We start from the raw sequence: 15,856 nt of genomic DNA, 5'->3' as shown, positions 1-15,856 counted from the left end.
ACTTATGAAAAATGCTATTAATCATAATACGTTAAAAAAAGCCTTTCTGGTATTTATTACCATGTTAGGTTGTTTTGTTAATGCTCAAGTTCTAGATCCATTTACTCCAAGGTTTAATCAAACCTTAAATGGAGACTACACTATGATCGCCAACAACATGTTGTCTAGAACTGCTACACAAAACTATAATGGTTCTGAAGGAAACCATAACTTTAGTAATAATGTCTATGTCGATATCGATGGTGTTTATGATGCCAATAACGATTCAGTTGATGACACTTTTAATTCGAGTAGTGCAAATTACACAAATCCTCAACCGCAATTAGCTTGTCTTACAACATATAGAGCCTATTTATATTGGGCAGCTGCAGATAGAGAGCCTACTACGGATCCAAATTCTGAAAATCAGCCTAACTGGAACTACAATGATATAATGCTAATGCTTCCAGGACAAACACAATATGCAACACTTACAGCTGATGATATCATTTATAGAGGTAGAAATTTTCATTTAAACAATGACCCATATATTTGCTTTAAAGACATTACAAGTTTAGTAGCTGGTCTAGATAATCCTTATGGAACATATCAAGTTGCAAATGTTGAAGCTAAAGTAGGATCACTAACTGGACATGGTGGTGGAAACATTGGTACTTCTGGTGGATGGCAAATAGTTTTCGTTTATGAAAGTCCAAAGCTATCTGCAAAAAACATTAGTATTTTTGACGGTTATGCCAATGTTACAAGTGCTGTTAATAATTTTGACATCACATTTGGTGGATTTCAAACTGTACCAACTGGTAATGTAAATGCAAATGTTCTTATTGGGTCGTTAGAAGGTGATCAAGATTTAAGTGGTGATCAATTACAAATTCTTGATACCTCAGGTGATTTTATGCCAATTAGTGCACCACAAAGAAATAGTAATAACTTCTTTAATAGTAGAATTACAATAGGCAATTCTAATTTCTTAGATAGAAATCCTGCCAGTCAAAACACATTAGGTTTTGATGCAGCAGTATTTAATCTTGATAATACAGGAAATTCACTTATTGGAAATAATCAAACGTCTGCTACATTAAGACTGGCTTCTAATCAAGAAACATACGGATTATACCTTGTTGGGCTTTCAGTTGATGTTTGGGCACCAGATTTAGATCCAATTGAAATTGTAATGGATTCTGGAGCGTCTCCAGCAAATCCTGGATCATCACTTGGATTTACATTTAATGTCATAAATAAAGGTAACGATAATGCAGTTAATTTATCTATTTCTTCTACGTTGCCTCCGCAAATTGGTGGTGTAAATATGGTGAATTTACCAGCTGGTGTAACGTACGATTATAATCCAGTAACCAACTTTTTAGAATTTTTTATTGAAGATGGATATACCGATGTTGGTGATCCTGCTTTAGAAATAGATTTTGATGTCGTAATTAAAGACGAATGTTATTTTTTAGAAGATAATTGTGATTTAACTTTTGACCTTCAGTTTACGGCTAATTATAATGGTATTCAAAACCCAAATGGTCAAAGTACATTGAGTTCTGCTGCCTTAGATGATTGTAACATTGGTAATAAACTTCCACTTATGGTTGAAATTAATCAACCTGTAGTTGCATGGGCTACTGCTCCTCAAGAGTTAGATCGAACTGTTGAATGTGATGATCCTTCGGCTTTAACTGCAGCTCAAAGCTTAGAGCCAGAAACTGATAAATGTGATTTTACGTATACTAAAACATCAGGTTCCTTAGTTGTTGACCCAAATTGTCCAACTAATGGATCTTATACAAATACTTGGACATTCACAGATGCCTGTGGTGTTACTATTCAAGAATATGTGCAAACAATTTATGTTGTAGATTCAACACCTCCAACATTGACAGTTCCAGATGATGAAACTGTACAGTGTACAGAAGGTACAGATCCATCAGAAACTGGTAATGCTACTGGTACAGATAACTGTGGAAATGTAACCATAACATTTTCTGATACCTCTGTTGCTGGTTGTGGAAACACTGAAATAATTACTAGAACTTGGACTGCAACTGACGATTGTGGAAATTCCACTTCTGATACTCAGACTATTACCGTTGTTGATACTACTGATCCAACTATAACAATTCCACCAAATAAAATTGTAGAATGTGGTGAAAGTACATCTCCTCCAAATACTGGAGAGGCAACGGCTACAGATACATGTGGAACTGTGACTATAGATTATTCAGATACTTCAGTTTCTGGATGTGGAAATACTGAAACTATTACAAGAACATGGACAGCTACGGATGACTGTGGTAATGTAGCAACTGCTGTACAAACCATTGAAGTAGTAGATACTGGAGTGCCAACGATAATTGTACCAGGGAACGAAACTGTAGAGTGTGGACAAAGTACTGACCCTTCCAACACTGGAAACGCTACAGGTTCTGATACCTGTGGAAATGTCACTATTTCATTCTCTGATGCTTCAGCTTCAGCTTGCGGAAATACCGAAACTATTACTAGAACTTGGACAGCTACAGACGACTGTGGTAATTCAGTATCTGATACACAAACAATTGCTGTTGTTGATACAACGCCACCAACTTTAACGCTACCTGCAGATGCAACTGTAGAATGTACCGAAAGTACTGACCCAGCTGATACTGGTAATGCTACTGCTACTGATACCTGTGGAAATGTCACTATTTCATTCTCTGATGCTTCAGCTTCTGCCTGCGGAAATACAGAGACTATTACTAGAACTTGGACAGCTACAGATGACTGTGGTAATTCAGTATCTGATACACAAACAATTGCTGTTGTTGATACAACGCCTCCAACTTTAACGCTACCTGCAGATGCAACTGTAGAATGTACCGAAAGTACTGACCCAGCTGATACTGGTAATGCTACTGCTACTGATACTTGTGGAAATGTCACTATTTCATTCTCTGATGCTTCAGCTTCAGCTTGCGGAAATACCGAAACTATTACTAGAACTTGGACAGCTACAGACGACTGTGGTAATTCAGTATCTGATACACAAACAATTGCTGTTGTTGATACAACGCCTCCAACTTTAACGCTACCTGCAGATGCAACTGTAGAATGTACCGAAAGTACTGACCCAGCTGATACTGGTAATGCTACTGCTACTGATACTTGTGGTACTGTGACTGTAACGTTCTCTGACGCATCAGTTTCTGCCTGCGGAAATACAGAGACTATTACTAGAACTTGGACAGCTACAGATGACTGTGGTAATTCAGTATCTGATACACAAACAATTGCTGTTGTTGATACAACGCCTCCAACTTTAACGCTACCTGCAGATGCAACTGTAGAATGTACCGAAAGTACTGACCCAGCTGATACTGGTAATGCTACTGCTACTGATACCTGTGGAAATGTCACTATTTCATTCTCTGATGCTTCAGCTTCAGCTTGCGGAAATACCGAAACTATTACTAGAACTTGGACAGCTACAGACGACTGTGGTAATTCAGTATCTGATACACAAACAATTGCTGTTGTTGATACAACGCCACCAACTTTAACGCTACCTGCAGATGCAACTGTAGAATGTACCGAAAGTACTGACCCAGCTGATACTGGTAATGCTACTGCTACTGATACCTGTGGAAATGTCACTATTTCATTCTCTGATGCTTCAGCTTCTGCCTGCGGAAATACAGAGACTATTACTAGAACTTGGACAGCTACAGATGACTGTGGTAATTCAGTATCTGATACACAAACAATTGCTGTTGTTGATACAACGCCTCCAACTTTAACGCTACCTGCAGATGCAACTGTAGAATGTACCGAAAGTACTGACCCAGCTGATACTGGTAATGCTACTGCTACTGATACTTGTGGAAATGTCACTATTTCATTCTCTGATGCTTCAGCTTCAGCTTGCGGAAATACCGAAACTATTACTAGAACTTGGACAGCTACAGACGACTGTGGTAATTCAGTATCTGATACACAAACAATTGCTGTTGTTGATACAACGCCTCCAACTTTAACGCTACCTGCAGATGCAACTGTAGAATGTACCGAAAGTACTGACCCAGCTGATACTGGTAATGCTACTGCTACTGATACTTGTGGTACTGTGACTGTAACGTTCTCTGACGCATCAGTTTCTGCCTGCGGAAATACAGAGACTATTACTAGAACTTGGACAGCTACAGATGACTGTGGTAATTCAGTATCTGATACACAAACAATTGCTGTTGTTGATACAACGCCTCCAAACCTTTTAGCATGTACTATAGAAAACACAGTGTTAGAATGTACTGATACTAATAATGAATCATTGGCTGATGCATGGAATGCTGCAAATATTGCTGCTCTAGAAGCTTGTGCTGCCGATGCTTGTGATACAGATTTTACTGGTCAAGTAACATCTGATTACGACTTTAATAACTTAAACACAACATGTGGGCCTTGTGGTACACTCAATGTAACTTACACAATTACGGATGATTGTGGGAATGAAACAACGCTTATCGCTACATTAACTTTTGATGATGGTACTATTCCTGATTTATCTAATTGTACAGTAACAGATACAACCATCGAATGTTCTGGTGATGACAATGAAACTTTAGCTAATGATTGGAATACTGCTAATATTACTGCACTTGAAAATTGTGCTGATGATTTAGGTATCACAGTAACTTCTGACTATGTATTTACTAATCTTGTATCTACTTGTGGGCAAGGTGGTACTATTGATGTGATCTATACCATTACTGATGATTGTGGTAATGCGACAACATTAAATGCAACTTTAACGCTTGAAGATTCAACGCCTCCTAATCTTGATAATTGCGCTGTAACTGATGCGACTATCGAATGTTCTGGTACCGATAACGAAACACTTGCTAACAACTGGAATACGGCAAACATTGCTGCTCTAGAAACTTGTGTGGCTGATACTTGTGATACAGACTTCACTGGTCAAGTTACTTCAAACTATACATTTACAAACCTTGTGTCTACTTGTGGGCAAGGTGGTACTATTGATGTGATCTATACTATTACTGATGATTGTGGTAATGAAACAACATTAAATGCAACTTTAACGCTTGAAGATTCAACGCCTCCTAATCTTGATAATTGCGCTGTAACTGATGCGACTATCGAATGTTCTGGTACCGATAACGAAACACTTGCTAACAACTGGAATGCGGCAAACATTGCTGCTCTAGAAACTTGTGTGGCTGATACTTGTGATACAGACTTCACTGGTCAAGTTACTTCAAACTATACATTTACAAACCTTGTGTCTACTTGTGGGCAAGGTGGTACTATTGATGTGATCTATACTATTACTGATGATTGTGGTAATGAAACAACATTAAATGCAACATTAACGCTTGAAGATTCAACGCCTCCTAGCCTTGATAATTGCGCTGTAACTGATGCGACTATCGAATGCTCTGGTACCGATAACGAAACACTTGCTAACGATTGGAATGCGGCAAACATTGCTGCACTAGAAACTTGTGCGGCTGATTCATGTGATACAGATTTCTCTGGTCAAGTTACTTCTAACTATGTATTTACTAATCTTGTGTCTACTTGTGGTCAAGGTGGTACTATTGATGTAATTTATACCATTACTGATGATTGTGGGAATGAAGCAACTTTAAATGCTACTTTAACTTTAGAAGATACTACAATACCTGATTTAACTGGATGCACAGTAGAAAACACAGTGTTAGAATGTACTGATACTAATAATGAATCATTGGCTGATGCATGGAATGCTGCAAATATTGCTGCTCTAGAAGCTTGTGCTGCCGATGCTTGTGATACAGATTTTACTGGTCAAGTAACATCTGATTACGACTTTAATAACTTAAACACAACATGTGGGCCTTGTGGTACACTCAATGTAACTTACACAATTACGGATGATTGTGGGAATGAAACAACGCTTATCGCTACATTAACTTTTGATGATGGTACTATTCCTGATTTATCTAATTGTACAGTAACAGATACAACCATCGAATGTTCTGGTGATGACAATGAAACTTTAGCTAATGATTGGAATACTGCTAATATTACTGCACTTGAAAATTGTGCTGATGATTTAGGTATCACAGTAACTTCTGACTATGTATTTACTAATCTTGTATCTACTTGTGGGCAAGGTGGTACTATTGATGTGATCTATACCATTACTGATGATTGTGGTAATGCGACAACATTAAATGCAACTTTAACGCTTGAAGATTCAACGCCTCCTAATCTTGATAATTGCGCTGTAACTGATGCGACTATCGAATGCTCTGGTACCGATAACGAAACACTTGCTAACAACTGGAATACGGCAAACATTGCTGCTCTAGAAACTTGTGTGGCTGATACTTGTGATACAGACTTCACTGGTCAAGTTACTTCAAACTATACATTTACAAACCTTGTGTCTACTTGTGGGCAAGGTGGTACTATTGATGTGATCTATACTATTACTGATGATTGTGGTAATGAAACAACATTAAATGCAACTTTAACGCTTGAAGATTCAACGCCTCCTAATCTTGATAATTGCGCTGTAACTGATGCGACTATCGAATGTTCTGGTACCGATAACGAAACACTTGCTAACAACTGGAATGCGGCAAACATTGCTGCTCTAGAAACTTGTGTGGCTGATACTTGTGATACAGACTTCACTGGTCAAGTTACTTCAAACTATACATTTACAAACCTTGTGTCTACTTGTGGGCAAGGTGGTACTATTGATGTGATCTATACTATTACTGATGATTGTGGTAATGAAACAACATTAAATGCAACATTAACGCTTGAAGATTCAACGCCTCCTAGCCTTGATAATTGCGCTGTAACTGATGCGACTATCGAATGCTCTGGTACCGATAACGAAACACTTGCTAACGATTGGAATGCGGCAAACATTGCTGCACTAGAAACTTGTGCGGCTGATTCATGTGATACAGATTTCTCTGGTCAAGTTACTTCTAACTATGTATTTACTAATCTTGTGTCTACTTGTGGTCAAGGTGGTACTATTGATGTAATTTATACCATTACTGATGATTGTGGGAATGAAGCAACTTTAAATGCTACTTTAACTTTAGAAGATACTACAATACCTGATTTAACTGGATGCACAGTAGAAAACACAGTGTTAGAATGTACTGATACTAATAATGAATCATTGGCTGATGCATGGAATGCTGCAAATATTGCTGCTCTAGAAGCTTGTGCTGCCGATGCTTGTGATACAGATTTTACTGGTCAAGTAACATCTGATTACGACTTTAATAACTTAAATACAACATGTGGGCCTTGCGGCAATCTTACAGTAAATTATACAATTACTGATGATTGTGGTAATGAAACAACGCTTTCTGCTACATTGTCATTTGATGATGGTACAATTCCTGATTTGTCGAATTGTACAGTCGAAGATACTACAATCGAATGCTTTGGAGATGAAAATGAAACATTAGCTAACGATTGGAACGACAACAATATCGTTGCACTTCAAAATTGTGCAGATGATATTGCAATAACGGTAACTTCAAATTATGACTTTACTAATTTAGTATCTACTTGTGGACAAGCTGGAACTATTAATGTTATATATACGGTTACTGATGATTGTGGGAATTCTGCAACTATCGATGCAACATTAACTATTGAAGATACTACACCTCCAACATTTACGGTTCCTGAAAGCATCTCTATAGAATGTGACCAAGATCCTAGTGATTTGTCATTAACTGGAGATGTAACCGATGAAACAGATTTATGTTCTGGTACTCTTGATGCTACATTTACAGATACTGTTGCTGATGGTGCTTGTGCAAACGAATCTGTTATTACAAGAACTTGGACATTAACTGACGATTGTGATAATACAACTACGCTTGTACAAACAATTACTGTTCAAGATACTACGGCTCCAACGTTTACGGCCCCGGAAAGTATTACTATTGAATGTGATGCTGACATAAATGATCTGTCTTTAACTGGTGATGTAACTGATGAAGCAGATAACTGTTCTACAGATCTTGATGCTACATTTACAGATACTCTTGCTGAAGGTGCTTGTGCAAACGAATCTGTTATTACAAGAACTTGGACATTAACTGACGATTGTGATAATACAACTACGCTTGTACAAACGATTACAGTTCAAGATACTACGGCTCCAACATTTACGGTTCCGGAAAGTATTACTATTGAATGTGATCAAGACCCTAGCGATCTATCTTTAACTGGTGATGTAACTGATGAAGCTGATAACTGTTCTACAGATCTTGACGCTACATTTACAGATACTGTTGCTGATGGTGCTTGTCCAAACGAATCTGTTATTACAAGAACTTGGACATTAACTGACGATTGTGATAATACAACTACGCTTGTACAAACAATTACAGTTGAAGATACTACGGCTCCAACATTTACGGTTCCGGAAAATATTACTATTGAATGTGATCAAGACCCTAGTGATCTATCTTTAACTGGTGATGTAACTGATGAAGCTGATAACTGTTCTACAGATCTTGACGCTACATTTACAGATACTGTTGCTGATGGTGCTTGTGCAAACGAATCTGTTATTACAAGAACTTGGACATTAACTGACGATTGTGATAATACAACTACGCTTGTACAAACGATTACAGTTCAAGATACTACGGCTCCAACATTTACGGTTCCGGAAAGTATTACTATTGAATGTGATCAAGACCCTAGCGATCTATCTTTAACTGGTGATGTAACTGATGAAGCTGATAACTGTTCTACAGATCTTGATGCTACATTTACAGATACTCTTGCTGATGGTGCTTGTGCAAACGAATCTGTTATTACAAGAACTTGGACATTAACTGACGATTGTGATAATACAACTACGCTTGTACAAACAATTACAGTTCAAGATACTACGGCTCCAACATTTACGGTTCCGGAAAGTATTACTATTGAATGTGATCAAGACCCTAGTGATCTATCTTTAACTGGTGATGTAACTGATGAAGCAGATAACTGTTCTACAGATCTTGATGCTACATTTACAGATACTCTTGCTGAAGGTGCTTGTGCAAACGAATCTGTTATTACAAGAACTTGGACATTAACTGACGATTGTGATAATACAACTACGCTTGTACAAACGATTACAGTTCAAGATACTACGGCTCCAACATTTACGGTTCCGGAAAGTATTACTATTGAATGTGATCAAGACCCTAGCGATCTATCTTTAACTGGTGATGTAACTGATGAAGCTGATAACTGTTCTACAGATCTTGATGCTACATTTACAGATACTCTTGCTGAAGGTGCTTGTGCAAACGAATCTGTTATTACAAGAACTTGGACATTAACTGACGATTGTGATAATACAACTACGCTTGTACAAACGATTACAGTTCAAGATACTACGGCTCCAACATTTACGGTTCCTGCAAATGTTACTCTAGAATGTGATGCTGACATAAATGATCTGTCTTTAACTGGAGATGTAACTGATGAAGCTGATAACTGTTCTACAGATCTTGACGCTACATTTACAGATACTGTTACTGATGGTGACTGTCCGAATGCATTTGTAATTTCAAGAACTTGGACTTTAACTGACGATTGTGATAATACAACAACATTAGTACAAACAATAACTGTTGATGATACAACTACACCTACATTTACTGTTCCAGCAGATATTACTATTGAATGTAGTGAAGATGCATCCGATTTATCATTAACAGGTGATGTGACTGATGAGGCAGATAATTGTTCTACTGGTTTAGACGCTACCTTTGAAGATGAAATTGCTGAAGGTGATTGTGCTAGCGAATCAATAATAACTCGAGTTTGGACTGTAACAGATGATTGTGGAAATGCAACTGCATTAGTACAAACCATTACAATTCAAGACACTACGGCACCAACATTTACGGTTCCTGAAAGTATTACAATTGAATGTAGCGAAGATCCAAACGACCTTACCATAACTGGTGACGTCACTGATGAAGCAGATAATTGCTCTACTGATTTAGAAGCAACATTTGTTGATACCATAACCGAAGGTGATTGTCCAAATGAATCTACAATAACTAGAACATGGACATTAACAGATGATTGTGAAAACACAACAACTCTTGTACAGACCATAAGTATTGTTGATACTACTGCTCCAACCTTAGTAGGTGAATTAGAGGAGATTATCAATATTGTTTGTAGTGATATTCCTGAAATTCCAGAACTAGTATTTGAAGATGCTTGCTCTACAAACATGACGGTTGAATTTAATGAAACTTCTACGTCAGATGGAACAGATTCAGATTATTCAATAATTAGAGATTGGTTTGTAAGTGATGAATGTGGTAACGAATCTATATTTACACAAACTATAAATGTTACTGTTCTAACAGAAGTTACTACAACAGAAGCCACATTATGTATTATTGAGGATGTTGATTTTGATCTTTTTGATTTATTAAGCGGAGATTATGATGCCGATGGTGTTTGGACTGTAACCTCTGGTAATGCTACATTAGATGGAAGTATTTTTAACCCATCAGAATTATTAGATTTTAATGGGGATTATACTGATGATCAATTAGGTGAATATGAGTTTACTTATACTTATGAAGGTGATTGTCCAGGCGTAGTGACTGTAACGATTACACTTGATGAGGAATGTGTTGTTTTCCCTTGTGGTGAAGACGATGTTATTATCTCAAAAGCAGTTACAGCTAACTTTGATGGCATCAACGAGTTCTTTACTATTACTGGTGTAGAAGATTGTGATTTCGTTTACGAATTACAAATTTTCAACCGTTGGGGAGCAAAAATTTATGACAACTCTAATTATCAAAATGATTGGAATGGAACATCATCTAGTGCTTCTATTGGTAACTCAGATTTTGTGCCAACGGGAACATATTATTACGTACTAAACTTAAAGAATAGTGGACTAAAACCTTTTACAGGCCCAATCTACGTTTCAACAAAATAAATCTTAACCTATATGAAATTAGTCAAGTTTAACATAATAGCATTTATACTATTCAGTAGCTGGATGGGTGTTGCACAGCAGCTTCCGCAGTTTACTCAGTATATGTACAATACGATTTCAATAAATCCAGCTTATGCCGGAAGTAGAGAAACACTAAGTGTTGTAGGTTTACATAGAAGTCAATGGGTTGGTCTCGAAGGAGGTCCACAAACTCAAACACTTTCTGTGCATGCACCAATGAGAAATGAGCGCGTAGGTCTTGGTGTATCTTTTATTAATGATGAATTGGGATATCAAAATTTTTCCTACCTATATGGTGATTTTTCATATACAATTCCAACAGGTGATAACAGTAAATTAGCGTTCGGTTTGAAGGCTGGTTTTACAAGTTATAGTTTGGATGCTGATTTTCAGCAATCACAAGCTAATGACCCAGTAATTTTCGGATTTGAAAATAGATGGAAACCGAATATAGGTACAGGTGTATATTGGCATAGTCAAAAATGGTATTTAGGGCTTTCTGCTCCAAGAATATTAAATACAGATTATACTGGCGATGCAGAATTTCAAGCCCTCGAGCGAATTAGTTACTATTTTACAGGTGGTTATGTATTTGAATTAAGTGAAAACACAAAACTAAAACCTGCAATGCTCTTAAAAGCAACAAATGGAGCACCGCTATCTTTTGATCTTACAGCCAACTTTTTATTTCATGAGAAATTTTGGGTAGGTGCTGGTTATAGAGTTAACGAACGAGCTGCTGCTATTGGTGGTATTGCCGATTTCCAAGTATCGAAACAATTGCGAATTGGATATGCCTATGAATATCCTATTTCGGACTTAAGACCTTATACAAGTGGTACGCATGAAGTATTACTGATGTTTGAAATATTTAAAAGCAAACGTATTAAATCACCTAGATACTTCTAAAAAACATGTCAATGATGAAATCAAAGTTTTTAATCTTAATATTTGCGCTTAGTAGCACAATTATGATAGCCCAAGAGAAACTTGCTGATAAGTTTTTTAGCAATTTTGGGTATGTAAAAGCCACTGAACTTTATGAAGAAGTTCTAAAAAAAGGCGATACGAGTTTACACGTCTTAACCCGATTAGGAGATTGTTATTATAACAATTCAAAATCAGAAAAAGCTGCATTTTGGTATGGTAAAGCCTTAGATAAATACGGTAAAGATAAAATCAATCCAGAGTATATCTATAAACATATTCAATCGTTACGCAGTTTAGGTCAGTATGAGAATGCCGATTCTTGGATGAAAACATTCATGGAGATTCAAAATAACGACTCACGAATTAAGGGATATAATCCTGAGAACATTGCGAAATATAACGAATTAGCTAGTTCTGAAAAGAACAAGGTTGTAAAAATTCAAAATTTACCCTTTAATACAAAATATTCAGATTTTGGATCTTACGTTCATAATGGGCAACTTTATTTTGCATCAGCTAGAAATACAGATGATAAAGATTTATATAGTTGGAATCAAGAACCATTCTTAGATATATACCAAATTGAAGTTGATAAAGATGTTGACACAGTAACTTATGGAACTCCTGATTTTATTACTGCTGAAAAAGTGAATTCAAATTTCCATGAAGCATCTGTAGCTATTACTAACGATGGAAAAACAATGTATTTCACAAGAGACAATGTAAGTAAGAGTAATAAAAAGGTAAAGTATGATAAAAAAGGTACTACCCATCTTAAATTATATAAAGCCACTCTTGTTGATGATCAATGGACAAATATTGTTGAATTGCCATTTAATGATGAGATATTCTCTACTGGACATCCAACCTTAAGTCCTGATAATAAACAATTATATTTTGTTTCTGATCGTGAAGGTGGTATTGGAGGTACAGATATTTATGTAGTAGATATTCAAGGCGGAAATAACTATTCAGAACCAAGAAACCTAGGAGAACAAATAAACACTGAAGGACGTGAAATGTTTCCGTTTATTGCAAAAGACAGTACGTTTTACTTTTCTTCGGATGGACATTTAAATTTAGGTTTGCTAGATATTTTTAAATCTAATATTCTTAAAGATGAGACCTCAGAACCAGAAAATTTAGGCGCGCCTTACAATAGTGGTTATGATGATTTTGCATATTTCAAGAATGTTTCAGAAGCTGAAAACGAACATACAGGTTACTTCTCCTCTAACCGTCCTAATGGTCAGGGTGGAGATGATATATATAGTTTTGATGCCTCTATTTGTGTTCAAATGATTAAAGGAATTGCCCGAGATTTAAATACAAGTGATGTTTTATCTGGTGTTACCGTAAAATTGATTAATGAAGTTGGTAAAGTCATTGCTGAAGTTGAAACTGATACAGAAGGAGCTTATGAGTTTACTGCAGATTGTAATTCGACATATACCGTTGTTGGTAATAAAGAAGATTACAAAGATGATCAAAAGAAAGTGACTACAGATAATGAGCATGAAAAAGAAACTGAAGCCGATTTATATTTAGAACCTTTAATTACAGATAGTCAAATTGTTATCAATCCTATATTCTTTGATTTTGATAAGTGGAACATCAGAACTGATGCTCAATATGAATTAGAAAATATTGTAGATGTAATGCGTGCCCACCCAACTATGATTATTAAAATTGAATCTCATACAGATAGTCGTGGACGTGATAAGTATAATGAAAAGTTATCTGATAGAAGAGCGAAATCTACTATGGAATATATTATTTCAAGAGGAATAGCACCAGAACGTATAGAAAGCGCCATTGGCTACGGAGAATACCAATTATTGAACAAATGTTCAAATGGTGTAAAATGTACCGAAGAAGAACATCAATTAAATAGACGTTCATACTTCTATATCTTAAAAGAGTAAATTATTACCCTCTATACTAAACTGAAAAAAGCAGATCATTTAAAATTGTATCTGCTTTTTTTATTTAAAATTGCCCTTATACATATAATACGACAACATAACGCTAATTATATAAGGAACTGTCAATATTAAAATAAAAATAGTACCATCATTTGTATAAAACCTAGTATTAGTTTCATAACTAAAATGCTCAAAAAGAATAATACCTAAATAAATTATAGGAAAGAAAAACCAAGAAATAATGCTATAAAGTTTAGAATTATGTATTACAGACTTTTGATGAAGCATAATTGGTAATGACAAAATCAGCATTATAAGAACATGCAACACAGTAAATAAGATTCCTAATTCTATTATTGCATCCTTACTTATAAAATCACTTATATAATTTCTATTACTAACAATAGAGAATAATATTCCAGATAAGCATACAAGAATAGAAGGATATAATACAGCAACTTTATAATATTTAAAAATTGACATCAAAATAGTTTTAAATGATGATATAAAAAAACCACAATTAAACTAATAATCGTGGCTTCAAAAATAATTATTTGCTATTAATCAATTTTTAGTCATTATCGTTTTATGAAAATATTGGTAAAATACCATCTCCCTTCTTCGTTTTGTTCGGCAGAAATATCAAAGTCAGTATAATCACCTTCAATATTTGCTCTATGGCCTTCACTATCCAACCAAGCATTTACAACAGACTGTGCAGAACTAAAAGCATAGGCTACATTCTCTGATACTTTTACAGCATCGGCATTATCTATTAAACTGTTTTTACGTTGAAAAAAATTATCATGACCAACATTATTTGACTCAACCATATAATCAGTATGCGTATAGGCAACCGCCTTTATTGTATTATGATTATTTAATGGTTGAAGTCCATTAGTAATTCTATGAGCATTAATAAGCTCTAAAATTTCAATTTCAATGGTTTTTGCAGCTGGAGGGACAGGTAAAGACATACTATCTATCGTCTCTTCAGGAAAGTCTTCAGTAGAACACGAAAACGTTAACAAAGCAACTAATGCCAATATCGGCAAGTATTTAGTAAGTTTCATAAGTAGGTATTTTACTTTTAAATAATTTAGACTTGGGGTCTTAAAAATTATTTCTGTTAATACAAATGATTATTCAAACTTGGGGATATTTAAATAATCGCTTATTTCTACCGACAATATACAGATTTATACGTTTTTTGACGTTTATAGACACAATATTTCGATAAAAAGTAAAATTTATAAAGTTTTTTCCTACTTTTTATGTAGTTCATCGATGTTTATAAAAAGGATTAAGGAGACAATCGATTTATTCTCCAATTATAATCATCATCCAATTGATAGCGTAATCTATCATGAAGTCTATTAGGACGACCTTGCCAAAATTCAATTTCAACAGGTTTAACAATAAAACCACCCCAAAATTCGGGACGTTGAATCTCTTTACCCTCATATTTTTGCTCTAAAATTTTGAGCCGTTCTTCTAAAATAGTTCTACTTTCTATAGGAGTACTTTGTTGAGACGCCAAAGCTCCTAATTGACTTCCTCTAGGGCGAGATTCAAAATAACCATCACTTAAGTTTTCAGCAATCTTCTCTGCCTCACCCTTAATAATGACCTGACGTTCGGCAGCTGGCCAAAAAAAAGATAAACACACATTGGGATTATTGAGTATGGCTTTACCTTTTTCACTTTCATAATTAGTATAAAAAATAAATCCTTCATAAGTAAACTTTTTGAGTAATACTACTCTACTCTTTGGAAAACCATCTAAACCTAAAGTACTTAGCGTCATTGCATTAGTTTCTCCTACATCAAAGTTATGATCCACTTCATGAAACCATTTTTGGAATACTTCCATGGGATTATCACTCACATTACTTTCTAGTAATTCTTGCTTTTCGTATGATTTTCTGTAATTGCCTAAGTCTGTATTCATTAGATTTAAATTATACTATTTATT

General features: G+C 35.5%; 6 protein-coding genes. 3 read left to right on the top strand and 3 right to left on the bottom strand.

The genetic code is table 11. The features are described 5' to 3' along the window. Positions 1-4 precede the first annotated feature (4 nt). From ACTU6T_RS13645 to ACTU6T_RS13635, 3 genes are read left to right on the top strand one after another with little or no spacing between them, the layout of a single operon-like run. Complete coding sequence (locus ACTU6T_RS13645; protein WP_460218750.1) at positions 5-11,005, top strand: HYR-like domain-containing protein; 11,001 nt, start codon at positions 5-7, stop codon at positions 11,003-11,005. A 12-nt stretch (positions 11,006-11,017) separates the two neighbouring features. Beyond that, entirely contained in the window at positions 11,018-11,935 is a 918-nt protein-coding gene (locus ACTU6T_RS13640) for a PorP/SprF family type IX secretion system membrane protein (RefSeq protein WP_460218749.1), read from the top strand. A 14-nt stretch (positions 11,936-11,949) separates the two neighbouring features. Beyond that, positions 11,950-13,881 carry an OmpA family protein gene (locus tag ACTU6T_RS13635; RefSeq protein WP_472534015.1) on the top strand — a complete coding sequence of 644 codons (1,932 nt, stop codon included), beginning with the start codon at positions 11,950-11,952 and terminating at the stop codon, positions 13,879-13,881. A 60-nt stretch (positions 13,882-13,941) separates the two neighbouring features. Here ACTU6T_RS13635 and ACTU6T_RS13630 read toward each other — a convergent pair whose 3' ends face one another. The 3 genes from ACTU6T_RS13630 to pdxH form a co-directional block, all read right to left on the bottom strand. Beyond that, the gene (locus ACTU6T_RS13630) at positions 13,942-14,364 is read right to left on the bottom strand and encodes a hypothetical protein (RefSeq protein ID WP_460218747.1); all 423 of its coding nucleotides are present in this window, start codon (positions 14,362-14,364) and stop codon (positions 13,942-13,944) included. 95 nt (positions 14,365-14,459) lie between these two features. Further along, positions 14,460-14,954, bottom strand: coding sequence for a CAP domain-containing protein (locus tag ACTU6T_RS13625; RefSeq protein ID WP_460218746.1), 495 nt, complete (start codon positions 14,952-14,954; stop codon positions 14,460-14,462). A 230-nt stretch (positions 14,955-15,184) separates the two neighbouring features. Continuing rightward, positions 15,185-15,832: a pyridoxamine 5'-phosphate oxidase gene (gene pdxH / locus ACTU6T_RS13620; RefSeq protein ID WP_460218745.1), complete on the bottom strand. Its 648-nt coding sequence runs from the start codon at positions 15,830-15,832 to the stop codon at positions 15,185-15,187. Positions 15,833-15,856 lie beyond the last annotated feature (24 nt).

The sequence above is a fragment of the Psychroserpens citreus genome, assembly GCF_055686305.1.
The sequence above is the reverse complement of the archived record's forward strand: the minus strand, read 5'-3'. Positions and strand labels throughout refer to the sequence as shown.